This is a genomic window from Chloracidobacterium sp. N, assembly GCF_018304765.1.
Classification (GTDB): Bacteria; Acidobacteriota; Blastocatellia; order Chloracidobacteriales; family Chloracidobacteriaceae; genus Chloracidobacterium; species Chloracidobacterium aggregatum.
In genome coordinates this window covers 2579709-2604019 of the sequence record NZ_CP072642.1, presented here as the reverse complement: position 1 = coordinate 2604019, position 24311 = coordinate 2579709, and the positions used below count along the sequence as shown (strand labels likewise).

17 protein-coding genes, 1 tRNA gene and 1 other RNA gene are annotated in these 24311 nt (G+C 61.1%); 7 read left to right on the top strand and 12 right to left on the bottom strand.

Annotation, left to right across the window (positions count from 1 at the left end; genetic code table 11):
• Positions 1-17 precede the first annotated feature (17 nt).
• The 6 genes from purL to gmd all read right to left on the bottom strand — a co-directional run bounded on the left by purL (position 18) and on the right by gmd (position 6968).
• Positions 18-2318 carry a phosphoribosylformylglycinamidine synthase subunit PurL gene (gene purL, locus J8C05_RS10930; protein ID WP_211422196.1) on the bottom strand — a complete coding sequence of 767 codons (2301 nt, stop codon included), beginning with the start codon at positions 2316-2318 and terminating at the stop codon, positions 18-20.
• 150 nt (positions 2319-2468) lie between these two features.
• Complete coding sequence (locus tag J8C05_RS10925) at positions 2469-3329, bottom strand: ParB/RepB/Spo0J family partition protein (protein WP_211422195.1); 861 nt, start codon at positions 3327-3329, stop codon at positions 2469-2471.
• Positions 3280-4083: a ParA family protein gene (locus J8C05_RS10920; RefSeq protein WP_211422194.1), complete on the bottom strand. Its 804-nt coding sequence runs from the start codon at positions 4081-4083 to the stop codon at positions 3280-3282. Before J8C05_RS10920 ends, J8C05_RS10925 begins: the two co-directional genes overlap by 50 nt.
• Before the next feature lie 176 nt (positions 4084-4259).
• Positions 4260-5033: a 16S rRNA (guanine(527)-N(7))-methyltransferase RsmG gene (locus J8C05_RS10915; RefSeq protein WP_211422193.1), complete on the bottom strand. Its 774-nt coding sequence runs from the start codon at positions 5031-5033 to the stop codon at positions 4260-4262.
• The gene (locus J8C05_RS10910; RefSeq protein ID WP_211422192.1) at positions 5002-5934 is read right to left on the bottom strand and encodes a GDP-L-fucose synthase family protein; all 933 of its coding nucleotides are present in this window, start codon (positions 5932-5934) and stop codon (positions 5002-5004) included. The genes J8C05_RS10915 and J8C05_RS10910 overlap by 32 nt, the downstream gene beginning before the upstream one ends.
• 17 nt (positions 5935-5951) lie before the next feature.
• Entirely contained in the window at positions 5952-6968 is a 1017-nt protein-coding gene (gmd, locus tag J8C05_RS10905; RefSeq protein WP_211422191.1) for a GDP-mannose 4,6-dehydratase, read from the bottom strand.
• A gap of 200 nt (positions 6969-7168) precedes the next feature.
• Between gmd and J8C05_RS10900 the strand changes: the two genes are divergently transcribed.
• The 3 genes from J8C05_RS10900 to J8C05_RS10890 all read left to right on the top strand — a co-directional run bounded on the left by J8C05_RS10900 (position 7169) and on the right by J8C05_RS10890 (position 10554).
• Positions 7169-7242, top strand: a tRNA-Gln gene (locus tag J8C05_RS10900).
• Positions 7243-7443: 201 nt separating this feature from the next.
• Positions 7444-8853, top strand: coding sequence for a dihydrolipoyl dehydrogenase (gene lpdA / locus J8C05_RS10895; RefSeq protein WP_211422190.1), 1410 nt, complete (start codon positions 7444-7446; stop codon positions 8851-8853).
• Positions 8854-8967: 114 nt separating this feature from the next.
• Complete coding sequence (locus J8C05_RS10890) at positions 8968-10554, top strand: glycoside hydrolase family 57 protein (protein WP_211422189.1); 1587 nt, start codon at positions 8968-8970, stop codon at positions 10552-10554.
• A gap of 78 nt (positions 10555-10632) precedes the next feature.
• On the opposite strand, the gene lepA is transcribed toward J8C05_RS10890, so the two are convergent.
• Complete coding sequence (gene lepA, locus J8C05_RS10885; RefSeq protein ID WP_211423254.1) at positions 10633-12438, bottom strand: translation elongation factor 4; 1806 nt, start codon at positions 12436-12438, stop codon at positions 10633-10635.
• Positions 12439-12670: 232 nt separating this feature from the next.
• Here lepA and ssrA point away from each other — a divergent pair.
• Positions 12671-13039, top strand: a transfer-messenger RNA (tmRNA) gene (ssrA, locus tag J8C05_RS10880).
• A 357-nt stretch (positions 13040-13396) separates the two neighbouring features.
• On the opposite strand, the gene J8C05_RS10875 is transcribed toward ssrA, so the two are convergent.
• The gene (locus J8C05_RS10875; protein WP_246840699.1) at positions 13397-14287 is read right to left on the bottom strand and encodes a DUF6920 family protein; all 891 of its coding nucleotides are present in this window, start codon (positions 14285-14287) and stop codon (positions 13397-13399) included.
• A 311-nt stretch (positions 14288-14598) separates the two neighbouring features.
• On the opposite strand from J8C05_RS10875, the gene J8C05_RS10870 reads away from it, so the two are divergent.
• The 3 genes from J8C05_RS10870 to ftsH all read left to right on the top strand — a co-directional run bounded on the left by J8C05_RS10870 (position 14599) and on the right by ftsH (position 18010).
• Complete coding sequence (locus tag J8C05_RS10870; RefSeq protein ID WP_211422188.1) at positions 14599-15171, top strand: TMEM165/GDT1 family protein; 573 nt, start codon at positions 14599-14601, stop codon at positions 15169-15171.
• A gap of 238 nt (positions 15172-15409) precedes the next feature.
• Positions 15410-16003, top strand: coding sequence for an Hsp20/alpha crystallin family protein (locus J8C05_RS10865; protein WP_211422187.1), 594 nt, complete (start codon positions 15410-15412; stop codon positions 16001-16003).
• Between the two features lie 150 nt (positions 16004-16153).
• Entirely contained in the window at positions 16154-18010 is a 1857-nt protein-coding gene (gene ftsH / locus J8C05_RS10860) for an ATP-dependent zinc metalloprotease FtsH (protein WP_211422186.1), read from the top strand.
• 19 nt (positions 18011-18029) lie between these two features.
• Here ftsH and J8C05_RS10855 read toward each other — a convergent pair whose 3' ends face one another.
• The 4 genes from J8C05_RS10855 to J8C05_RS10840 all read right to left on the bottom strand — a co-directional run bounded on the left by J8C05_RS10855 (position 18030) and on the right by J8C05_RS10840 (position 24224).
• The gene (locus J8C05_RS10855) at positions 18030-18353 is read right to left on the bottom strand and encodes a hypothetical protein (protein ID WP_211422185.1); all 324 of its coding nucleotides are present in this window, start codon (positions 18351-18353) and stop codon (positions 18030-18032) included.
• A 3-nt stretch (positions 18354-18356) separates the two neighbouring features.
• Positions 18357-20177, bottom strand: coding sequence for a spermidine synthase family protein (locus J8C05_RS10850; protein WP_211422184.1), 1821 nt, complete (start codon positions 20175-20177; stop codon positions 18357-18359).
• Positions 20178-20381: 204 nt separating this feature from the next.
• Positions 20382-21002, bottom strand: a complete 621-nt coding sequence (locus J8C05_RS10845; protein WP_211422183.1) for a CHAP domain-containing protein — start codon at positions 21000-21002, stop codon at positions 20382-20384.
• Positions 21003-21110: 108 nt separating this feature from the next.
• A complete protein-coding gene (locus J8C05_RS10840) occupies positions 21111-24224 on the bottom strand; it encodes a bifunctional YncE family protein/alkaline phosphatase family protein (protein ID WP_211422182.1) in 3114 nt (1037 codons plus the stop codon).
• Positions 24225-24311: the final 87 nt, after the last annotated feature.

The following is a 24311-nucleotide window of genomic DNA, read 5'->3' as shown; positions in this document are numbered from 1 at the left end:
TTGGGACAAGGCAGGGGCTACAGGCACAGTGCCGTCCGCCAGAGGTGCTCCAGTTCTGCGACGGGTTCATCGAGCGCCAGTTCACCATCCAGCGTAACCGTAAACCGGTTGCCGCGAACGATGCCCAGCGGATGGCATGGAACCTGATGCTTCTGACAGAGCGCTTCCGCTTCAGCGCGGTGGGATGCCGCAACCACAACCAGCATCCGTCCGGGTGTTTCGCCGAACAGAAGTCCGGCCCGGGAAAGTCCAGGGGCTTCGGCTGAAAGGCATAAATCCATACCAGACAGGGCTTTACCGTGGCTAGAAAAACACAGTTCAGCAAGCGCCACCAACAGCCCGCCGTCTGAACAGTCGTGTGCGGCTGCCCACAGGCGTTGCTGTGCGCCCTCCAGGACGCAGTGCTGGAGTCGGCGTTCCGCGTCCAGATTCAGCACCGGCAACGGACCGGTGATCACGCCGAAACGTTGTCGGAGATACTCTGTGCCGCCCAAGTCTTCGCCGGTTGCGCCCAACACGTACACGGCGGCCCCTTCGTCCAGCGTGCGGGGGGGGATGACCAGCCGCACATCCTCGATGAGACCAACTGCACCAATGACTGGGGTCGGGAAGACGCCGTGCCCTTCTGTTTCGTTGTAGAGACTGACGTTGCCGCTGACGATGGGCGTGGCGAAGAACGCTGCCGCCTCTCCCATACCGGCAATGGCTTCCCGGAGTTGCCACATCACTTCCGGGCGCTCTGGAGAGGCAAAGTTGAGGCAGTTGGTCAATCCGATGGGTTCAGCGCCGACGGCCACCAGGTTGCGGCAGGCTTCGGCAACGGCCAGAGCGGCTCCACGGCGGGGGTCAATGGCTACGTAGCGTCCGTTGCCGTCGAGCGTCATGGCCACTGCCTTGCGGGTTTCCTTGATGCGGATGACGGCGGCATCGGCTCCGGGCAGGACGATGGTGTTTGTGCGCACCATGTGATCGTACTGCCGGTAAATCCACTGTCGTGAAGCGAGGTTGGGCGAGCCGAGCAACTGTCGCAGGTCAGTCTGGATTTGTGCGGCAGAGAGCCGCCGTTCGGCCACGGGAAATATCCGGGCCAGCTCGGCTTCCCGGGCGGACTGACGGGCGGCGGCATCCGCAATCCACCCGGCCGGAGGGGCTGCCGGGCGTTCGTAACGCGGTGCGTCATCGGTGAGAAACCGGTTTGGAATGTCAGCAACGATCCGGCCGTGGTGATAGACCCGCAACCGTTGGGTATCGGTGACGCGCCCGACGACGACGGCTGAAAGCCCCCACTTGGCAAATATCTCCTGTACTTCCCGCTCCCGCCCGCTGTCGGCCACCAGCAGCATGCGTTCCTGCGACTCCGAGAGCATGATTTCATAAGGTGTCATGCCGGTTTCGCGCTGCGGGACGTGGGACAGCTCCAGGTCAATACCGGTTCCGGCACGGGCACCCATTTCGCAACTGGAAGAGGTCAGCCCGGCCGCGCCCATATCCTGAATGCCGACAATGCAACCAGCCCGCATGGCTTCGAGACAGGCTTCGAGCAACAGTTTTTCGCAGAACGGATCGCCAACCTGGACGGTTGGGCGTTTGGCAAGGGCGTTGTCGTCAAACTCGGCCGAGGCCATGGTCGCGCCGTGAATGCCATCACGTCCGGTCTTCGCGCCGACGTACATGACGGGGTTGCCAATCCCAGCCGCCTTGCCCAAAAAAATCTGGTCATGACGAACAAGCCCCAAGGCAAAGGCATTGACGAGCGGATTCAGGCTGTAACAGTCCTCGAAATAGACCTCGCCACCGATGGTTGGGCAGCCAAAAGCATTGCCGTAGTGGGCAATTCCACGTACGACCCCGTCCAGAAGCGCCCGGTTGCGCGGGCCGTGCCGGGGTGCATCAAGTGGACCAAAGCGCAGGGAGTTGAGCAGGGCAACGGGACGCGCCCCCATGGTAAAGACATCGCGCAGAATACCGCCGACGCCGGTGGCAGCCCCCTGAAAGGGCTCAATGAATGAAGGGTGGTTGTGTGACTCAATCTTGAAGGCGATACACCAGCCTTCGCCAATATCAAGGATACCGGCATTTTCGCCGGGTCCCTGTACCACCCGCGGCCCTGTCGTCGGAAGCGTCTTCAGGTACGTCCGTGAAGACTTGTACGAGCAGTGTTCAGACCACATAACCGAGAATATGCCCAGTTCAACCAGGGTTGGTGTGCGTCCCAGAAGTTGGCACAGCCGGGCATACTCCTCGGATGTCAGACGGTGAACAGCCAGAAGTTCAGGGGTGACGACCAGTGTCGCTGTTGCTTCAGGTGCAGAGGCCATGGGCCAGGAGCCTCCCAGAGGACATGCGTCCAAGTGTCGGGTTACATCGAAGCCGCGGATTGTAACCACAGGGGAATGCCGTGGTGAAGTGGGCGACGCATTGCAGCCGGTGTTTCACGTGAAACAGCCTGCCGCTCACAGACGGTCGGTTCACTGGCTGTCAGTCAGCCGTAGCAGCCGGTTGTAGAGCCGGTCGAGGTCTTCTGCACTGTAGTATTCGATTTCGATGCAGCCGCCGCGTCCCCGTCCGACAATGCGAACTTTTGTGCCGAGCAGTTTGGAGAGCTTGGACTCGGCAAACTTGACATTCGGATCCGTCGGATGGACGTTGCCCACGAGAACCGGCTCGCCACGCAGGACACGTTTGACGAAACGCTCGGTTTCGCGGACAGACAACCCCCGCTCGATGACGCCTTCGGCGACACGCCGCTGGAGCGCCTCATTTTCCAGAGCGAGCAAGGCACGAGCATGACCGGGACTGAGCAGGCGGTCTTCAACCAGTTTTTGAATGTCAGGCGGAAGCCGGAGCAGCCGGATGGCATTGGCGATGGTGGCCCGGTCCTTGCCCAACCGGGCGGCCACCTGTTCCTGGGTCAGTCCCAACTCGTCCATCAGGCGGCGGTAGGCCTGGGCTTCCTCGATGGGCGTCAGGTCTTCACGTTGAATGTTTTCGACCAGCGCCAGTTCAAGCAGTTGCCCGTCGGGGACTTCCCGCACCACCGCCGGAATGCGGTGCAGTCCTGCCCGTTGGGCGGCCCGCCACCGGCGTTCACCGGCAATGATCTGGAAGTTGTCGCCCTGTGGCCGTACGACGATGGGCTGAAGCAGACCGTGTTCCCGGATGGACTGTGCCAGTTCCTCAAGCTTTCCTTCGTGGAACGTGACGCGCGGTTGCTCCAGGTTGGGCAGGATACGCTCGATGTCGAGTTCGAGCAGGGTTTCGCTGGCGGGTGGCGTACGTTCAGGAAGCAGCGCGCTCAGTCCGCGTCCAAGCGCCCTTCTGGTTGTCATGCGAGATGACCTCCTTGGCGAGTTGTAGGTAGGCATTTGCCCCCCGCGACTTGATGTCGTAGAGGATGATGGGCTTCCCGTGGCTTGGCGCTTCGGCAAGACGGATGTTGCGGGTGATGACCGTATCGAAGACCTGTTTGCCGTAAAAGTCCCGCAAATCGGCCATGACCTGGTTGGAAAGATTCGTCCGCTCATCGAACATGGTGAGCAGAAAACCCTCGATGGCCAGGGTTGGGTTGAAGCTGCGCCGGATGCGCGCCAGGGTGTCGAGCAGCTCCGATACACCCTCCAGGGCAAAGTATTCGCACTGGATTGGCACCAGGACAGAGTCAGCAGCACTGAGGGCGTTGATGGTCAACAGTCCCAGGCTGGGCGGGCAGTCAATGATGATGTAGTCGTATTGCTGCCGATGATTTTCAAGTACCCGGCGCAGGACGAATTCGCGTTCTTCGAGGTTGACGAGTTCGACTTCTGCTCCGGCCAGGTTGCGGTCGGCTGGCGCAACCTGGAGCGCCGGCAGTTCCGTGGTCTGGATGATATTGTGCAGCGGTTCATCCAAAATGAGGGCATGGTAGAGCGTGCGCCGCAGCGTACCACGCCGGATGCCGACGCCACTGCTGGCATTGGCCTGTGGATCGGCGTCCACGAGGAGTGTCCGCTGGTCATTGACAGCCAGGCTTGCCGCCAGATTGATGGCTGTCGTCGTCTTGCCAACGCCGCCTTTCTGGTTGGCAACGGCGATGATTTTCCCCATGCCGTCCCCCTTGTTCGTGCTCAAAATGTGAAACGTGAAACACCCGGCAGCGACTTCCGGCTTCCGCCAGTTCCGCTGTAACCATTTGGCTGTTTCTGTTGGCTACCTGTGTTAGCTGCCTGTGTTGGCTACCCGGAGGGGCATTGTAGCGCAGCCGCCGGGGGAGCGTAAAAGGATTAGTTGGTGCGCCGGGTTAGCAGAATGACTGCACGCCGGTCTCCCGTCGGGAGCGGGTGGTGCTGGCGTAGTTCCCAGGTTGGAGGCAAACGGCTGGCCAGTGCCCGGGCATCTTCCTGTCCGAACCAGAAGGCAGCGCTCACAAAGGGGGACACACGCAACAGCCGTGGCAGACGGCGCGGGCCGTCCTCGACAGCCCGCGCCAGGATACCGCACGTTTCACGTGAAACATCCGTCCCGCAGGAACTCAGCGCCCGCCTGACGGTGCCCGGTTCGATGTCGCCGGCAAAGACCTGAACCCGCCTGCCAAGATCAAGTTCAGCCACACAGTGGCGAAGAAACGCCGCTTTTTTGGCGCGCCGTTCGGTGAGAATAAACTGCCAGTCCGGGCGCGCGACAGCCAGAACCAGTCCAGGAAAACCACCGCCGGAGCCGATGTCCACCCACCGATCCGGTAAATCAGGAGCCGTCAAACACGGTAGTGCTGCCAGAACATCGAGGTAGTGCCAGCGAACGGCCTCGGCGGGAGCTATCAACCGGGTCAGGTTGAACCGATTGTTCGCCTCACCAAGCAGATGGTAGTGGGTGACGAGTGCCGTCACCTGCGCGGCATCCATGGCTATCCCGTGGTTTGCCAGCGCCACGGTCAACTGCGCCCGAAACAACGGCACATCCCGATCCGCAACGAAGGGCAGGCGTTGTGGACGCTCCGGTGAGACACCTTCCGGTATGGTGTGCATTTCATCCGCCATGGTGAGCGCAATACCAGGCATAAGTTGCCGCAATTCCTTCGCGAAGTCCGATCCGGGCCTGCCAGCCCAGGGCATGCAGCCGGGAGACATCGAGCAGTTTGCGCGGCGTGCCGTCCGGCTTTGCCGTGTCGTAGATGATGTCGCCGGTATAACCCACGATGTCGCGGATCATCATCGCCAGCTCACCAATGGAGATGTCTTCACCGACGCCAACATTGATGGGGTCTTCACTTTCGTAGCGTTGCATGAGAAACAAAGCCGCATCCGCCAGATCGTCCACGTGAAGAAACTCGCGGCGTGGTTTCCCGGTGCCCCACACGGTAACAGTAGGGGCGCTGGTCAGCCTGGCTTCGTGAAACTTCCGCAGAAGCGCCGCCAGAACGTGCGACGAGGTCAGGTCAAAGTTGTCGCCCGGACCGTACAAGTTCGTTGGCATCAATGAGATGCCGTTGAAACCATACTGTTTTCGGTATGCTTTGACCATCGTCAGCCCGGCAATCTTGGCCACGGCATAAGGCTCATTGGTCGGTTCCAGAATGCCGGTCAGCAGGCAATTCTCCGGCATCGGCTGTGGTGCAAACTTGGGATAGATACAGGACGAGCCGAGGAACAGGAGTTTCTGGACATCGGTCTGGCGGGCAGCTTCGATGACATGCGTCTGGATAAGAAGATTGTCCCGGATGAAATCCCCGCCGTAGGTGTCATTGGCCAGGATGCCGCCGACCTTGGCTGCCGCCAGAAAGACATACGCCGGACGTTCAGCGGCAAAAAAGGCTTCAACTTCCGTCTGCCGTGTCAGATCAAGTTCCGCCCGCGTTCGCAGAAGCAGGTTCGTAAAGCCCTCCGCGCGGAGCCTGCGTACGATGGCTGAACCGACCAGTCCCCGGTGTCCGGCCACATAGATTCTGGCGTCTTTTTCCATAGGGCAAACCCCGTCATTCAGAGGGAGGCGCGCACAAGGGCTTCGCGCCGTGCCAATTCCAGATCATGGTCAACCATGCGGGCGACAAGCGCCGGGAAGGAAACCTGTGGTTGCCAGCCCAGATGTTGCCGCGCCTTGCTGGCGTCGCCAAGCAGGTGATCGACTTCCGTCGGGCGAAAATACCGTGGGTCAATCTCGACGTAATCCCGCCAGTCGAGCTCCACGTGGGCAAACGCCGCTTCGAGAAACTCCCGTACCGAGTGAGCTTCACCCGTGGCGATGACGTAGTCATCCGGGGCTGCCTGCTGGAGCATCCGCCACATGGCTTCGACGTAATCGCCGGCAAAGCCCCAGTCACGCTTGGCGTCGAGGTTGCCCAGGTAGAGTTTTTTCTGAAGCCCGTATTTGATACGCCCGACGGCGCGCGTAATCTTGCGCGTCACAAAGGTCTCGCCCCGTCGTTCGCTCTCGTGGTTGAACAGGATACCGTTGCAGGCAAAAAGGCCGTAGGCTTCGCGGTAGTTGACAGTGTACCAGTAGGCAGCCACTTTGGCCACGGCATAAGGACTGCGGGGATAGAACAGCGTGGCTTCGCTTTGCGGTGGCGGGGCTGCACCAAACATTTCCGATGAACCGGCCTGGTAGTAGCGGATGGGCTTGCCGGTACGGGCCACGACATCCCGCATGGATTCCAGCAACCGTAACGTTCCGGTGGCGACGACATCGCCGGTGTACTCCGCCTGCTCGAAGGATACCTTGACGTGTGACTGTGCAGCGAGATTGTAGATTTCATCCGGCTGGACGGCTTCAAGGATGCGCCGCAGGCTGGTGCTGTCAGCCAGATCGCCGTAATGCAGGGTGAGTTGACGCAGTGGGTCATGCGGGTCACGGTACAGGTGGTCAATGCGTCCCGTGGAAAACGAACTGCTGCGCCGAACGATGCCGTGGACAGCATACCCCTTGGCGATCAGCAACTCGGTCAGGTAGGAGCCGTCCTGTCCGGTGATGCCCGTGATGAGCGCGACTTTGTCCATTGGTACAATTCCTGAAATTCCTGTGGAGAACTTGTGCGGGCCCTTCATCCATACCACATGGAGCCAAAAGTGCCAGAGGTGGGATATGGCTGCACAGGTGTGTTTTGTCAAGCGGATAGCCAGTTTCAGGTGAGGTTTGGGTTGACTTTCCGGGGGCTTTTCAGCCAGCATAGCCACTGCTGGCTGCGGTCAGTCCTTGTTGGGAGATCGTTCAATGGTAGGACATCTGGCTCTGGACCAGAGTATCGGGGTTCGAATCCCTGTCTCCCAGCCAACCCTCCCCATACAAAACGGATGCCGCTTGGCATCCGTTTTTTCCATTCTGATGATGTCTGATGATGTCGGATGGTGGCTATCGGGTCACAGGCGCCCCCAGCATGCCGGGCTTCCCGTCCAAGCGCCTTCCCAACTCCGGAAAAATGCAGTGCTGGCTGCTCCCCGGTCCGTCTGCCATCCCGTGATATGAGGCATAACCGTGAGTTCTTCCAACGCTTCCTTTGATGTGGTGATTATCGGCGCCGGGCCGGGTGGTTATGTGGCGGCCATCCGGGCGGCGCAGCTTGGGCTGAGTGTGGCTATTGTCGAAAAGGACAAACATCTGGGTGGGACGTGCCTGCTGCGCGGCTGCATTCCCACCAAGGCGCTGCTCGAAAGTGCGACCATCTATGAGCAGTCCAAACACGCGGCTGACTATGGCGTGATCGTTTCGGATGTGAAACTCGATTACGAGGGCGTGCGGAAATACAAGCACAAAATTGTGATCAAATCGGCCAAGGGTGTCGAGTACCTGATGAACAAAAACAAGGTCAACGTCTTCAAGGGCTTTGGCTTTATCGAGGACCCGCACACCGTCAGCGTGACCAATGGCGATACAAAGGAATACCTCACGGCGCGGTTCATTCTGGTGGCCACGGGTTCGGTGCCGCGGGACATTCCGCTCTTTCCGACCGATGGTGTGCGTATCATCAACAGCGACCATGCCTTGGAGATGACGGAGCTGCCGGCTTCCATCGTCATTCTTGGGGCCGGCGCGGTAGGTGTGGAGTTTGCTTCCGTCATGACGCGCTTTGGCGTTCAAACGACGCTCGTCGAAATGCTGCCGCGTGTGCTGCCCATCGAGGACGCCGCCATCAGCGCCGAACTGGAGCGCGCACTACGGGCGCAGAAAATCACGGTCAAAACCAGCACCAAATGTGAAGCTGCCAAGGTCAATGACCAGGGCGTAGCGGTGACACTTGTGGATGGGCAGGGTGAACGCACCACGTTGCAAACCGAAAAACTGTTGGTGGCCGTCGGGCGACGCCCCATCAGCGATGGAATTGGCCTCGAAAACACCAGGGCCGTGGTGGAAAAGGGTGGTTACATCGCAGTCAATGGCTTCTTGCAAACGGCAGAACCGAATGTGTATGCCATCGGGGATGTCATCAACACCCCCTGGCTGGCCCACGTTGCCTCGGCGGAAGGCATCGTGGCGGTCGAACACATGGCCGGACACACCACCGAGCCCATCAACTATGACCGTGTGCCAAGCTGCACCTACTGCGAGCCGGAAGTCGCCAGCGTCGGCCTGACCGAAGCCAAAGCCCGCGAACGGGGCTACGAGGTCAAAGTTGGTTCCTTTCCCTTTGCCGCCAGCGGCAAGGCGCGGATTCTGGGGCGGACGGAAGGCATGGTGAAAATCGTCAGCGATGCGAAGTATGACGAAATTCTGGGCGTCCACATCATCGGCCCCCGCGCCACAGAGCTGATTGCCGAAGCCTGTGTCGCGCTCCGTGGTGAACTGACAACCGAAGAACTTGTGCGCACGATTCACGCCCATCCAACCCTATCGGAGTCAGTTATGGAGGCGGCGCACGGAGTTTTTGGCAGTCCCATTCACATCTGATGCCCGCCTCCAGGCAGCCACCGGGCTGGTTGCCGGTTCGGTGGAGAGCACCATACCGCTACGGCAAGCCATTCGGGAGACAACGGTAAAGCCGTTTCAGTCCATACCCTACGCATGACCACCGGATTTCTGTCACTGATTCTGCATGCCCACCTGCCGTTTGTGCGGCATCCAGAATACCCGGAGTTTCTGGAGGAAGACTGGCTCTACGAAGCCATCAGTGAAACCTACGTCCCGCTGTTGTTCGTTTTCGAGAGCCTGCACCGGGCTGGGGTGCGCGTCCGGCTGACCATGACCCTGACGCCGCCGCTGTGCGAAATGCTCGTGGATGACCTTTTGCGCGAGCGGTACGTCCGTCATCTGGGCAAACTCGTCGAGCTGGCCGAGAAGGAAATCGTTCGTACCAAAGGCACTCCCTTTGCTCCGGCGGCACAGGCGCACCACGAACACTTCCGTGCTGTCCAAAACCTGTATGAAAACGTCTATCACCGTGATCTGGTTGGCGCTTTCCGGCGATTGCAGGATGAGGGCGTGCTGGAGATCATCACCTGTTGTGCCACACACGGGTTTTTGCCACTGATGCGCTATGAATCGGCGCGGCGGGCGCAAATCCGGGTTGCGGTACGCAACTACGAAAAGCATTTCGGCCGGTTGCCCTCCGGCATCTGGCTGGCAGAATGTGCTTACGAACCGGGCATTGATGCGCTGCTGGCCGAAGTCGGCTTGCGCTACTTTATCGTGGACTCGCACAGCATCATGTTTGGTTCGCCGCGGCCGGCGCGGGGCATCTTTGCGCCGACCATCACCCCTTCGGGCGTTGCGGCCTTTGCCCGCGATGTGGAAACCAGCGAGCAGGTCTGGAGTTCACTGGTCGGTTATCCGGGCCATCCCAACTACCGGGAGTTTTACAAAGACCTGGGCTATGAAGCCGACTACGACTACATCAAGCCCTACCTGCACGCGGACGGGGTGCGCCGCAACATCGGCATCAAATACTTTCGCGTCACGGGCAAGGTGGACCTGCACCACAAGCAGCCCTACATACCGGCCTGGGCCACTGAAACCGCCGCCGAACACGCCGGGCATTTTCTCGCTTCCCGGCAGGCCCAGATGCGCCACCTGCGGACGGTCATCGGGCGCGCCCCGCTGGTGGTGTCGCCCTACGATGCCGAGCTGTACGGTCACTGGTGGTATGAGGGGCCGCAGTTTCTGGACTTCCTCATCCGCAAAATCCACTTTGACCAGGATGAGGTCGTTCTGGCCACACCGAGCGACTACCTGCAGATGTTTCCCCACAACCAGCCCCAGGTGCCATCGGCTTCGTCGTGGGGCGCAGAGGGTTACAACCGGGTTTGGCTCAACCGGGATACGCAGTGGATGTATCGCCACCAGCACCAGGCCGAACGGCGCATGGAGGAACTGGCCCGGCGGTTTCCCACACCGGGCAGTCCGCTTGTGCACCGGGCGCTCAATCAGGCGGCGCGGGAACTGTTGCTGGCGCAGTCAAGCGACTGGGCGTTCATCATTACCAACAAAACCATGGTCCAGTATGCCGAGAAGCGCTTCCGTGACCACATCCACCGCTTCACCCGCCTGTATGAAATGCTCACCAGCGAGACGGTGGATGAAGACTGGCTGGCCGAAGTGGAGAAACGCGACACGATTTTCCCGGAGATGGATTACCGGGTTTATGCGCGCTGAAAAGGCAGCCATGCAGGGACTGCCTTGTGCGTGGTGCAAAATCGCCTCATCGGGTGCGTTATAAGAATTGACGCGCTTTCACTTGTTGTCACCAACGCGCAGCACGGCCAGAAAAGCTTCCTGCGGAATATCCACGCGCCCAACCTTTTTCATGCGCTTTTTCCCTTCCTTCTGCTTTTCGAGCAGTTTCTTCTTGCGCGTGATGTCACCGCCGTAGCATTTGGCGAGGACATTCTTGCCCATGGCCTTGACGGTTTCGCGGGCAATGACCCGGTTTCCAATGGCTGCCTGAATGGGCACCTCGAAAAGTTGCCGGGGGATGAGTTCCTTCATTTTCTCGGCAAGGGCGCGTCCGCGGGTGTAGGCGTTGTCGCGGTGAATGATGAGCGACAGTGCATCCACCGGCTCACCGGAAACCAGAACATCGAGCTTGACGAGATCGGCCGGTTCGTAACCTTTCAGGTGGTAATCGAGCGAAGCATAGCCGCGTGATACGGATTTCAGCCGGTCAAAGAAGTCGAGAACGACTTCGAGCAGCGGAATGTCGTAAGTCAGCATGACGCGCTTTTCGCCGATGTAGTCAAAGCCACGCTGAACGCCGCGTTTTTCGTCGAGCAGGGTCAGGATTGGACCAAGGTAATCATCCTGCGTCATGATGGTGGCGCGGATGATGGGTTCCTCGATGCGCTCGATCTTGGCCGGATCGGGCAGCTTGGAGGGGCTGTCAATGGTGAGCTTCTCACCGTTCGTCAGATAGACATCAAAGCGGACACTGGGCGCCGTGGTGATGAGGTCAAGGCCGAACTCCCGTTCGAGTCGTTCCTGGACGATTTCCATGTGGAGCAGTCCGAGGAAGCCACAGCGAAAGCCAAAGCCGAGGGCGGCGGAGTGTTCCGGTTCGTAGAGAAAGGACGAGTCATTGAGGCGCAGCTTGTCGAGCGCGTCGCGCAGGGCTTCGTACTGGTCACTTTCAACCGGGTACAGCCCGGCAAAGACCATGGGCTTGACTTCCTGGAAGCCGGGCAACGGCTCGGCGGCTGGACGGGCTGCTTCGGTCACCGTGTCGCCGATGCGCACGTCGGCGACGGTTTTAATGTTGGAGAAGAAGAAGCCGACTTCTCCGGCGCCCAGTTCACTGATTTCACGCATCTTGGGCGTCATGACGCCGACGCCTTCCACTTCGTAGTCGCGGCCCGTGGCCATGAAGCGGATTTTCATCCCCGGTCGCAGCACGCCATCCACGACCCGGACGAGCACGATGACACCTTTGTAGCTGTCAAACCAGGAATCGAAAATAAGCGCCTTGAGCGGGGCGTTGCGGTCACCCTGCGGGGGCGGGATTTTTTCCACGATGCGTTCAAGGAGTTCTTCCGTCCCCACGCCCGTCTTGGCGCTGGCGAGAACGGCATGTGTGGGGTCAAGCCCGATGACCTGTTCGATCTGGGACAGCACGCGCTCCGGTTCGGCCGATGGCAGGTCAATCTTGTTGATGACCGGGAACATTTCGAGATTGTTTTCGAGCGCCAGGTAGGCGTTGGCGAGCGTCTGGGCTTCGACGCCCTGGGTGGCGTCCACGACGACGAGTGCGCCTTCACATGCGGCCAGCGAGCGCGAGACTTCGTAGCTGAAGTCCACGTGGCCCGGGGTGTCAATAAGGTTCAGGACATAGTCTTCGCCGTTGCGCGCCCGGTAGTTGAGACGGACGGCGTGGGCCTTGATGGTGATGCCACGCTCCCGTTCGAGGTCCATGGCGTCGAGAACCTGCTCGGCCATCTCACGTTGGGTCAGGGCGCCGGTGCGTTCGAGCAGGCGGTCGGCCAGCGTGGATTTGCCGTGATCAATGTGGGCGATAATGGAGAAATTGCGGATGTGCTGAATATCCATGAAGCGTGCAGACACGACACAAAATCGGGAGTTGGGGCAACGATAGCACGCGCCGGCCCTGTATTTCACGAATCACTGCCAGCCGTAGCCATCAGGGGCAGGGTAGCTGCCCGGTGTGGCTGCCAGTTGCCGGCCGGGTTTTCAGGTCAGGCTTGGTGTGGTGGGCATACACATCTGTGGTATAGTTGCGGATGGCTGTGCTGTCGGGCAGCACATGGCTCTTTGAGAATGTGGGGATGACACGGTTTCGACGTGGACATTGTGAGGTGCACGTGAGGCGTGCCGGGCGACCATGCCGCTCGTCAAAAAGCGTGGAAACCATTACCTGCCGAAACGCAGGAATTCGCTCTCGCAGCCTAATCACTGCTGAGCCGTCTGCTCATTTGGTGGCTCGTGCCGAATGAAGCGGGCGTGACGTTCACGAGCTGGTGGTGATGTTACGCCTGGGGCGTCACCGCGAGATAGCACTGGGCTGGTATCCCGGCGGCTTCAGGTCGCTGTTCCGGCGGCCGGGGTACGAGATACAACGGAAGCGACTACGCACGTAGTCTCCGGCGCCGAAGGTTCACGGACGAGGGTTCGACTCCCTCCATCTCCACCACTTCCAAGGGCGCGGATAGTTTCCGGGCCCTTTTTGCTTGCCAGCCACCCCTGCGCCGGGGAGCGTTCCAGTCATCAAGTCCCGCCCATCAGGGCTTCGGGTGTTCATCGGCAGAAACGCCTGGAACAATAGGCCGCGTTCTCTCACCAGGATGGCCCAATCCAGAATGGGCCAATCAGGTACATTGACCCCACAACCAGTGCATCCTGCCCACCGGTGCAGGCGTGAGTTGAGTCCGGTAACGACACCCTGTGAACTTTTGGGTCTTCAGGCCGAACCGCTGCGTCATGACCATCGGTTGTCTATCGCGTTTGGATTGGCAGTCCAGGCGACATGACAGCGATCCGATGATCCGGGTCAATACTCGAATCTGAGTTCCTTGATCGTGCCGCGCCAGTATGGCAGCCGGCCTTCCGGGGTCAGCCAGGCCACCTCTCCCCGGATCGGGACGAGCAGTCCCTGACGCCGCTGGTAGTCGAACATTCTTCCTTCCCACGGGGTCGGGATAACCCGGTCGCCGACGGTACGCCCACGGTCCTCGGCGCGGATCGTGGCGATGAGACCGTCGTTGCCGAAATGGAACGTCATGGTCAGTCGGACATCCCCATCGCTGAGTGTGGCGCGCGCGCTTCGGTCGTCGATGGGTTCCCAGCACATGCCCTGACTCGGGAGCAGGGCGGTGGGGTACCAGGCAGCCTCTGCCATGAAACGCACCAACTCACCCCGCGCCACCTCGCCGCGATCCCGAAGATTCACCAGGGTGAACAGCCCCAGGATGGCGGGCTCGAGGATGCCTTCGCCATCCACGTAGGCGTCGTGCACATGCACGGCCAGTCCCGGTGCCATTGCCACCCTTCCGTCCCAGACGAAACCCGGCCGTTGCGTGACAACCCTCTGCCGTGAAGTGAATGGCTTCCACTGTTCGTCGGTTTGGCTCAGGTTGAAGGTGCCGGCGTGCACCACATCAGCCGCACGGATGATTGATGCACCCTCCGGCAAGACCTGCCGCAGGTGCCGGGCTACCGGCTCGGGCAAGCCGTCGAGCTCGCGAAGGTCGAAACGCGCGGGCGGGGTGTTCACCCGGGCGGCTTCGAGCCGCTGCAGCAGCACCCGTGTTTTGTATGACCAGCGCCAATAGCCCGCTGTCCACACAGCAACCGCCGTGGTCGCTAACGCCACCAGAATCCAGCCAACCACCTTCATGCCTCCTGCCGGACTCAACCAGTTCGCTACATACACTTCGAGCATAACTATTGAAGGCCCAGATGTCCCTGCCCGGGCCGGTGATCGCCTGCGACAAATCCACGGTGGCCACGGGTGAATGCCTGGGAGCGCGGGCGTCCCGCCCACGTCCTTGGCGGGCTGGAAGCCCGCCCTCCCAGGACGCCAGCTTGATGTGAGGCTGCTGCATACGCCGCGCTCTTTTCTTGAACGCGCCCCGATAGCCCTGATATGTAGGCTTTCGGGCTGCCCGGCCGCCGTTCCTGGCGACATCTCCCAGAGGCGGATGCCGGGCATCCCGGCAAGGCACCACTCCGGGCTTTCCCTTCAGGCTCTCCATGGAATCCCTTCTCGTTTCAACGGCCGTTGTCGCACTGGCGGAGATCGGCGACAAAACCCAGCTTCTCGCCTTCATCCTTGCGGCGCGGTTCAAAAAGCCGTTGCCCATCATTCTGGGCATCCTGGTGGCCACCCTGCTCAACCACGGACTGGCCGGTGCGCTGGGAGCCTGGCTCACCCGCGTCGTCAGCCCTGATGTGCTGCGCTGGGTGCTTGGTCTGTCCTTTATCGGCATGGCTATCTGGACGCTCATCCCTGACCGCATCGAAGAGGAAGAAACCCAGGTTGCCCGGCGCTTCGGTGTCTTCGGTGCAACGCTGCTGACGTTTTTCCTCGTGGAAATGGGTGACAAAACCCAGATCGCCACCGTGGCCCTTGCCGCCCACTATGCCGCGCCCTGGATGGTCATCCTTGGCACCACCCTGGGGATGCTCATCGCCGACGTGCCCGCCATCTTTGTCGGGGACAGGCTGGCGTCCAAAATCCCGATGAAGCTGGTTCACGCCGTGGCCGCCGCTGTCTTTGCCCTGCTGGGTCTCGTCACGCTGCTCGGAAGCTGGTTTCAACGGTAGCCACCAGATTGCGGCTGCCACAGAAAAAGCCGGCTCCGCCGTAAAGCAGCCCGGCGCGTCCATCCACTCCGGTTGCCCGAACCGCTTCACCGTTGACCGCCAAAATTCAGGCTGGGGGAACGACGACGAGCTTTGATGACGAGCTTCAGCGAAGGGGCCAAACCGCCTTGCTATTCGCTATTCGCTATTCACCGGGTGTATGTTTACAGACAGGACTTTCATATCGAGGAGAACTGCCATGGACCTGAAAAAACTGGCCCCCTGGAACTGGTTCAGGAAAGAACAGGAAACCCAACCGACAACGCTCCCGGTCCGCAAAGCAGAGTCTTCGGGGACATCGCGCGGGACGGCAGAACCTGCTCCTCCCACGCCCTTTTTGCCGGTGGTGCAACTGCAACGCGAGATTGACCGGCTGTTCAACGAGGCGTTGCGCAACTTTGGACTGGCGTGGCCATCCATGACAATGCCGGACTGGCCGGCTTCCGACTGGCAGGGGCTGCTCCGCCCGGCGCTCGACATTCACGAAACAGAGACGCACTACCACATTGCACTGGAGCTACCCGGTGTAGAGCCGAAGGATGTCAACATCACGCTGGACGAAGACGTGCTGTACATTCAGGGCGAAAAGCGCCACGAGCAGGAGTACAAAGACGGGCAGCAGCATCGGATCGAGCGTACGTATGGCGCTTTTCAGCGGATGCTCAACCTGCCCGACGATGCGGATGCTGACAATATCAAGGCCAGTTTCAGGAACGGTGTCCTGACGTTGACGATTGGCAAGCGGACGCCGAGCCGGCCGCAGCGGGGGCGTCCCATTCCCATTGAGAGTTAGGCGGTTGCGGAGCCGCCGAAGTTCAGCACGCCGCCCGAAACACCGCTCCAGGGGCGGCGTTTTTTGTTACCTTTGGGAGACGAGGCATAGCTGTGGCAGGGTACGTCTGCACCAGCCACCACGCCCCGCGTTGTCAAGGACGAATCAGGGATGAAGCAGGAAAGTCGCTGGAATTTCGGATACTGGATGGTGGCCATTCTGGCGCTGCTGGTGTTCCAGGAGTACTGGCAGCGGGTAAGTACCGTCGAGCCCGTTCCTTACAGTGAGTTTGAAAAGGCCCTGGCGGAAGGGCGGGTGGAGGAGGTCATCGTCACGGACAGGACGATAACCGGGCGGTTGAAAGCGCCGGACAATCGCGGCAAGACCTCGATTGCGGCGACGCGGGTGGAGCCGGAACTGGCCGAGCGGTTGTCGGGGTATGGCGTCCGGTACAGCCGCATCGTGGAAAGCACCTGGGTGCGTGACCTGCTTTCGTGGGTGCTGCCGGTTTTGGTCTTCTTCGGGGTGTGGTTTTTCCTGTTCCGGCGGTTTGCTGAAAAGCAGGGCATGGGCGGCTTCATGAGCGTCGGCAGGAGCCGCGCCAAGGTGTATGTCGAGAAAAAAACCGGCGTGACGTTTGGCGACGTGGCAGGGGTGGATGAAGCCAAAGCCGAACTGGAGGAAGTCGTCAACTTTCTGAAAGCGCCGCAGGAATATGGTCGTCTGGGCGCGCGGATTCCCAAGGGGGTGCTGCTGGTGGGCCCGCCGGGCACCGGCAAAACCCTGCTGGCCAAGGCCGTTGCCGGTGAAGCCGGCGTGCCGTTTTTCTCGATTTCGGGTTCGGAGTTCATTGAAATGTTTGTCGGAGTGGGCGCTGCCCGGGTACGTGATCTGTTTGAGCAGGCGCGCACGCACGCACCGGCGATCATTTTCATTGACGAACTGGATGCGCTGGGACGGGCGCGCGGCGCGGGCGGCCCGCTGGTCGGACACGACGAGCGCGAGCAGACGCTCAATCAGTTGCTGACTGAAATGGATGGTTTCGATACGTCAGTGGGCCTGATCATTCTGGCGGCAACCAACCGACCGGAGATTCTTGACCCGGCGCTGCTGCGCGCCGGCCGGTTTGACCGGCAGGTGCTCGTGGACCGTCCCGACAAGAAGGGACGGCTGGAGATTCTCAAAGTTCACGCCAGGAAGATCACGCTGGCACCCGGTCTCGACCTGGAGCAGGTCGCCGCGTTGACGACCGGTTTTTCCGGTGCTGATCTGGCCAATCTCGTCAATGAAGCCGCACTGGCGGCAACCCGGCGCAAGGCGGCAGCGGTCGAGCTGGTGGATTTTACGGTGGCGCTGGAGCGCCTGGTGGCCGGTCTGGAAAAGAAAAACCGCGTCATCAACCCCAGAGAGCGCGAAACCGTGGCCTATCACGAAATCGGGCATGCACTGGTCGCGCTGGCTTTGCCGGGGGCGGATGCCGTCCACAAGATTTCGATCATTCCCCGTGGGATTGGGGCGCTTGGGTACACCTTGCAGCGGCCAACCGAAGACCGGTTTCTGATGACACGCGCCGATTTGGAAAACAAAATTGCCGTGCTGTTGGGCGGCCGGGCAGCCGAAAAGCTCGTGTTTGGGGAAATTTCGACGGGCGCGGCCGATGACCTGGCGCGGGCAACCGACATTGCCCGCGACATGATCACCCGTTACGGCATGGACGAAGGGCTGGGCTATGTTGCCTTTGAGGCGCAGAAGCCGCGTTTTCTGGACGTGCCGGAGTTGGCGCCGGGCGGATGCCGGGTGGCCGAGTCCACGCAGGCGCGGATTGACCAAGCCATCCGGGACATTGTCATGGGCGCTTTTGAGCGTGCCTACCGCATTCTCGAAAGCAACCGCGAGGTGCTGGAGCGTTGTACCCGCGAGTTACTTGAACGCGAAACCCTGGAAGAAAGTGACATTCGGAAACTGACTCAGGGGTTGAAGCCGGCAGCGGAGGTGGCGGAAGCGCCCGTTGCCCTGCCCCGTCGCTAGGGTGTCCGTTCTGACCCCATCAGGCATCGGCTTCGCGGGGAAGCGCTGCTTCAGCCGCTTCCGGCTGGGCCGCCTGCCGCGCCAGAATGAGATACGCCGTCAGGTAGAGCGCCATCGCCAGCAAGGTCATCTTGCGTAACCCCGCGTACATCGAAAGGTATTCCAGGCAGCCGCCGACCACTGAACCCAGGATGTTGGATCCCAGCGCACCGGGGACATCCTGGGCCCGCTTCAGAAGGGTGGAGACGATGACCCCGGCAAAAAACACCGGCAGGGCAAAGAGCAGTCCGCCCAGGATGCCGCGCGTCAGTAGCGAAAACTGATTGAGCGTCCCAGCCCCCAACCACTACACCGCGAGCAGGGATATGACCAAGGGGACGTACCACGGCTGAATCCGGGAGGCCGTCCGCCGGATGACGTAGCCGTTGGCCAGCAGCACCATGACAAGAACGCCGGCAAAAACGGAGGCGTTGACGACCCACGTCGAACCAAAGAGCAGACCCAACTCCGTGACCATCCGCGTTTCAAGCAACAGAAAGGCCGCACCCATCAGAAACAGCACCGGGTCAAACCGGCGCGAGGTGAGCAGGTCGGCCCCGAACGTCTGCCGGACAGCCACCAGGGCCGTGACGAGGATCAGCGTCAGAACGGTCAGGTAGGCATAGGGCACCGTATTGGGGCGCAGATAAAGAAACGGCCAGTCGTCGGTTGGAATGCGGATTTCCATTTCAGGGAGGACGTGAACCGGAAAGCCCGTTGTGGCCTGCACCGTCTGGGGCATCAGTTCGCGCCCTACGAGAAACGTCACCCCGTAGTTATAGCCGTGCAGAATCACCAAAGGCTGAAGGCCGGTCGCCTCCAGAAGGGTGTTGTTGAGGCGGTAGAGCATCCAGTCGCCGGCGAAAACCGAGAAGGAAACGGACATGATGCCGCCCGGTGCGACGTGCTTCCAGCCGGAACGAAGCCCCTCGACCGTGTAGAGGTAGTTGTCCAGACGGAGCGTGGACAGGGCCGAGAACATGGCGTGGGAGTCCACGAGTCCGTAGCAGACGACATCGTACTGGTCGGTATGGTTTTGCTCGAAGTAGGCGCGGGCATCGTTGTTGATGAGCCGGACGTTGGGGCGGGTGTATGGTTGTTCCGGGTGTTTCTCACGCCCCAGGCGTAAAATCACCGGATCGATTTCGACACAGGAAACGTGGGCAAATCCGGCCCGCAGGGCAGCGGCGGCATCGTTGCCCGTGCCGGCCCCGACGACCAGGGCGCGGTCGCGCCGCGACGTAAGACGGAACGGGATTTCGTAGATTTTCTGAATCCGCGCCCGGAGTGCATCGGGCGGTTCCTGGCTGACCGTGGCGGTGGAAAGATCGAGCAGGTGCTGGTGAAAGTCCCGGTTGACACTGAGCTTGTATTCCGGGCGCGCAACCGGGTTGGGGGGCTGGCCCTCCCCGGTGAAAAAATCGTCGGTTGCAAGATCAATGCGGTTGTAGGGCGAAAAGTAAGCCCCCTGGCTGGCCCAGCCGGTCAGCAGGATGACGCCGATGCCGAACGCTGCCCACCACCGGCGGCTGACCCAGGCGAGCGGAAGCAACCCCAGTCCGAACCAGACGGCCGGTGGCAGGTGCAGCGCCGCCACCGCGGTGAACGCCAGCACGCCGAGGAGTGAGCCAAGCAGGTCATAGGTATAAGCCCGCAGGGGCGGAAGCTGCCCGAACCACCAGCCCACCGGAATGGCCATGAGCAAAAACACCAGTGCCACCAGCCAGAACAGTCCAACGACAACCAGCGTCGCCAGACAGAACTGGCCGAAAGACACCATCCTGACATCAGCTCCCCAGAGGCTGATGGATGGGTCAGGGAATCCCAAGTCCATCAGCCCGACCTGCTTGGACAAAGCCAGAACTGCGGCCAGGACGAGCAGCGCCGGGAACACCCACTCGAAAAGATGCGGATACCGGCGGCCAAGGGCCACCCCAAGGCCCATCCCAAGGAAAACCGCCATGAGTACCAGGTTGGCAAAGTAGGCGAAGACCCGGATTTGCGAGCCAATCCACCGGATGGCGGCCAGTTCGAGCACGAGGATGCTGAACGTCGTCAGCCCAAGATACCAGGCTGAACGCCGGGCGGAGACCTCGCGTGTCCAAAGGGGCAACGGGGTGGTGCTCATGAAACTTCTCCCCTTTTGACCATCCAAACCGCCCGCGTCCCGGGCCGCACGATACGACCCTGTGGAGACCGACGTAACCGTGCAGGTCAGCACACAAAAAGAGGCTAACCCAGCCGCGCAGGCTGCGGAAAGCTCAGAAAAACACCTGTCCCAGGGGGGGAAGGTTCGAGGCCGGAAAACCGCCTTATCCCAGGTCGGGTCGCTCTAGGGGCGGCCCTTGCGGACGACACGCGGCCGCGAAACGGCATCCACCGTCCGAATCTGGCGGCCCCTCCCACGTGCGTCCTGCGTGGAAAAGCTTTTGCGCGCCGTTGCCGCCCTTTCCGGGAAGATGAATCCGGCAAAAAAGTACCGCCGCCGCACGCCACGGTCGAGGTTGGTCGAAAACGGCAAAAACGACTGGCTGATGCGGTTGAAACCACCCGTGGCGTCGCCATCGCTGTTGACGCGCCAGTTCATCTCGCTGATGAGGATGCCATCTGGATACACGTCATCCACAACGCCGACGTGTCCCCGACCGTCATTTTGCCAGACGATGATGGCGCCCACGCGCGCATCGCGCGGGTTGGTACTCGTCTGCCAGCCTTTTTCCTGTGCGGCGCGCAGCCACATGCCGCCGTTGCCGCGCCAGTCAATGCCGCCTTCCGCCGCCGCAAAGCGGTCGAAAACCTGCGCGGCGTAGTATGTGCAATAGCCCCAGCTAAACCCTTTGTAAGGTTGATGGGTGTTGTCTTCCACCTGGGCCGTGACTGCCGTGGCCAGACCGAGTACGGCAACTGTCATCACAAAAAAGCGACGAAGTTGCTTCTTCAAGCGAAGCACCATGGTTCGTTGACTCTCAAAATTACGGGAATAATGGTAAGGACGGGCGTTCTCTATCCCGTTGTCATCCGCAGTGTCAAGTTTTTTACCAACGTTTTCTGCGCCGGAGCGTCACTCATCGCGCCCGGCAACCCCCTGAGCGAGGGCGGCAAACACCGGCAAATCAGGACTTTGCGCCGGCGGGGGACGGTGGCTGCCACAGGTGGCGTACCAGATGATGGCATTGAGCGCATCGGCATCTTCGAGATCGGCATGCGCCAGGTTCATCGCCTGGCACCACCGCACCATGGCGGCTTCGCGGGCGGTTTGTGGCGGCGCGACGAGAAGATTACCGGCCGCCACGCGCGGCAGGATTGCCCGGTATGGGCGGAGGTCGGGTTTGTCCTGAAAGATGTCCATGGGCACCGCGTTGGCGTCCAGGGCATTCATTGGCGGCAGCCCCAGGAGAAGTTCCATGGTCCGAATCAGGCTGACGGTCGTGTGATATTCGTGAATGAGTTGGCCCGGCCGGTTGTAGGCGCTGATGACCAGGGCCACCGACCGGTGACAGTCCACGTGGTCGGGGCCGTTCTGAGCATCATCTTCGACGACAAAGATGGCGGTGTCTTTCCAGTATGGTGAGGTCGAGACGGCTTCCACCAGACGCCCCAGAGCATAGTCGTTGTCCGCCACGTGAAACTGCGGAGTGGGAAGACCGGGCATCATTCCGCTGGTGTGATCGTTGGGCAGCCGGACAATCGAAAAATTTGGCAGTTCATCGCGTCCGGTGGTCTGCCGGGTCTCCACGCACTGCTGGAACTCAGCGAGCCAGGCGCCAAGCCGCGATGTGCCACGGAAGCGGGCATCAGGGTGCTGCACGGTGATGAGCGGGTCGGTCTGTCCATGGCTGTTCAACGCCGCCAGGTAGGAGTCGGTCGTCATGGCATCGGGGGTGTGCATGTCGAAGTTGCGGAACGTCGGGCAGACGTGGCCTTCGAGGGTTTTTTTGGTCGGGGTGGCCGTGACGTTGGGCGTCAGGTCGGGGTAGCTCCGTCGTTGGTTGCGGTTGATGGCGTCCAACTCCACCTGGGAGACCGTGCCGACGAATTCGCCATAGTTGCGGTAGGTCAATCCGGCGCGCGCGGCGGCGTCCCAGAGATACAGGGTGTCGGGTTCCGCAATGTCACGGGCCCCCTGGCGGTAGGGGATGAAGCGGACGAGGTAACGTTCAATGTCATCCGCCGTAACCGGCAGGTCGAAAGCCGGGGGAACACCCTGACGCGGCGCGAAGTTTGGCAGGCGGTTGAAACCTTCGTAGTCGTAGGTGCGTGACCGCCGGGAATACTCCCAGCGAAAAGCCTTGTCGGTGTAGTCACTCGACAGGGCGGCCGTGGCCCAGTTGTGTCCGTCGGGGCTGGCTTCGGAGTTAACAAAAAAGCGGTCAAACAGACCGAAGCGCAGCGCCAGGGCGCGGTGGTTGGGGGTGATGTCCTGCGGGGTGCCGTCCCGCGCGATGGCGGCCTCTCCGGCTCCGAAAATGGCAAGGTAGGGATCGCCGTCGGCCGGAAGCCCGTTCCCGGCGCGCTCCAGATCGCCAAAAACGGCGTCGTAGGTACGGTTTTCCTTGATGATGTAGATGATGTGCCGGATGGGCGACGGGCCCTTGAAAAGGCGCGTTTTGTGGGGGCCGAGCAGACCGTTGTTTTGCAGTGTCTGGCGCGTGTAGTCCGCCAGTTGCCGGTCATCCGGCAGCGGGATGCGGCTGAGCGTTCCGGCCACAAGGGCGACACTGTACTGCCCGCCCTGCCTTCCCGATTCCGCTTCCGCCGGGAAGCGATCGTTGGGCGCGTTGGGAAACCGCCCGGAGGTGTTGGCTACAACCGAGGAGTTTTCAAAGCCGGTGCCTTTGCCATTGCCGACAACCAGCGTCCTGCCGACGACGGCAACGGCCGACGGATAAAGCCCGGTTGGGATGAAGCCTTTGACAACGGAGGCTTGTTGCCGTCTCTCAGGCTCGGCGGTGGACTCCGGTTCGGAACGGACTTTCGTTTTGCGAGAAGGCTTTTTTGACGCAGACTGATGACGCGCTTCGGATGCGTCATGACGTTGTGCGGTTGGCCGTGCCTGCGCGCCCAGCCTGACGACGGCAACGCAGTTGGCGCGGGCATTGGCAACGTACAGTGTGGTTTCGTCTTCGTCGAGGGCAAGGCTTTGCGGACTTGTTCCGCCCTGGTTCCGTTCATCGAGGCGCAGGGCAATGCGTTCGATTTCAGTATCCGTGGCTGTGTCCATGACGCTCACGGCATCTCCGTCCGAGTTGACCACGTAGAGTCGGGTTTGGGCGCGGTCAAGTGTCATGGCGGTTGGATGCCGGCCGATGTCCACGAAACGGACGGCTTTCGTCGTTGGGTTAACGACAGCCAGCGAGCCATCGCCCCAGCAGGAGACATATACCTTGTCGCCTTGCCCGGTTGGAACGACTTTGACTTCGTAGGGGTACGTGGCCTGGTTCGGACGTTTGGGGTTCTGGAGCTTGAGGCTTTCCAGTTCTGGCTTGCCCTGATGGTGGTGAATCAGACCCAGGCTGTCGCCCAGGTTGTTGGCGGTGTAGAGCGTTTCGCCATCGGTACTGAGGGCGAGGCCGAGGGGAAAGACGGCCGCCAGGTTGTTGTTGTAGCGCGGCGAAGGCGGCTCGGCGGCCAGGCCGGACACTTCGATAAACGGGGCTTCGAGCGGGGTGTTGAAGTTGCTGACGCCGGGCTGGAGCGGCTGCCGCGCGCCGGGGACAAACTGAAAGCGCCAGATTTTGTTTTCGTGGCCGCCGGAAACATAAAACGTGCAGGTGCCGTCGGGGTGAGGCGGTGGGACAAACACGGCCCCGACACAGACGCTTTGCGGAACGGGAACATAGACGTTCTGGATGACGGTCGGCGCGGGACGCGCGGCAAGGTCAATCACGGCCAGCGACTGGTGCAGTTTGTGGGTGGCGTTGCGCTGGATGCCGAAGCCGCTGTTGACGGCAATGAGGTAGCGCCCATCGGGTGAGCGGATGAGGTTGACGGGAAGTGCCCCGACGGCGGGCTGGTGGGTGGCGGCGTCCCGGATGAGCGTCCCAGCCGGCGTCAGGCGAAACTCCGGCTGGGGTTGCCGGTCGGCGGCCAGGCGTCCACCAGTGAAGAGCATGGCCAGAAGCGTCAGGCTGATTCCCAAAGTCAATCTGAGCTGGCGCGGTACATTGAAGTTCATACGCATCAAAACCGGGGACATCAGGGCTTGAGTGAGGGAGTTGGCCTGGCAGCCGTTTGCCATTTTTCCTGCAGGGATTGGTCGTCG

Bases quoted from the DNA above. Each gene is read 5' to 3' on its own strand.
- J8C05_RS10920 (WP_211422194.1), bottom strand. From the start codon at position 4,083: ATGGGGAAAATCATCGCCGTTGCCAACCAGAAAGGCGGCGTTGGCAAG.
- J8C05_RS10915 (WP_211422193.1), bottom strand. From the start codon at position 5,033: ATGCCTGGTATTGCGCTCACCATGGCGGATGAAATGCACACCATACCG.
- J8C05_RS10865 (WP_211422187.1), top strand. From the start codon at position 15,410: ATGGACCTGAAAAAACTGGCCCCCTGGAACTGGTTCAGGAAAGAACAG.
- lepA (WP_211423254.1), bottom strand. From the start codon at position 12,438: ATGGATATTCAGCACATCCGCAATTTCTCCATTATCGCCCACATTGAT.
- J8C05_RS10910 (WP_211422192.1), bottom strand. From the start codon at position 5,934: ATGGAAAAAGACGCCAGAATCTATGTGGCCGGACACCGGGGACTGGTC.
- J8C05_RS10875 (WP_246840699.1), bottom strand. From the start codon at position 14,287: ATGCTCGAAGTGTATGTAGCGAACTGGTTGAGTCCGGCAGGAGGCATG.
- J8C05_RS10925 (WP_211422195.1), bottom strand. From the start codon at position 3,329: ATGACAACCAGAAGGGCGCTTGGACGCGGACTGAGCGCGCTGCTTCCT.
- J8C05_RS10845 (WP_211422183.1), bottom strand. From the start codon at position 21,002: ATGGTGCTTCGCTTGAAGAAGCAACTTCGTCGCTTTTTTGTGATGACA.
- J8C05_RS10850 (WP_211422184.1), bottom strand. From the start codon at position 20,177: ATGAGCACCACCCCGTTGCCCCTTTGGACACGCGAGGTCTCCGCCCGG.
- gmd (WP_211422191.1), bottom strand. From the start codon at position 6,968: ATGGACAAAGTCGCGCTCATCACGGGCATCACCGGACAGGACGGCTCC.
- J8C05_RS10840 (WP_211422182.1), bottom strand. From the start codon at position 24,224: ATGAACTTCAATGTACCGCGCCAGCTCAGATTGACTTTGGGAATCAGC.
- J8C05_RS10890 (WP_211422189.1), top strand. From the start codon at position 8,968: ATGACCACCGGATTTCTGTCACTGATTCTGCATGCCCACCTGCCGTTT.
- ftsH (WP_211422186.1), top strand. From the start codon at position 16,154: ATGAAGCAGGAAAGTCGCTGGAATTTCGGATACTGGATGGTGGCCATT.
- purL (WP_211422196.1), bottom strand. From the start codon at position 2,318: ATGGCCTCTGCACCTGAAGCAACAGCGACACTGGTCGTCACCCCTGAA.
- J8C05_RS10870 (WP_211422188.1), top strand. From the start codon at position 14,599: ATGGAATCCCTTCTCGTTTCAACGGCCGTTGTCGCACTGGCGGAGATC.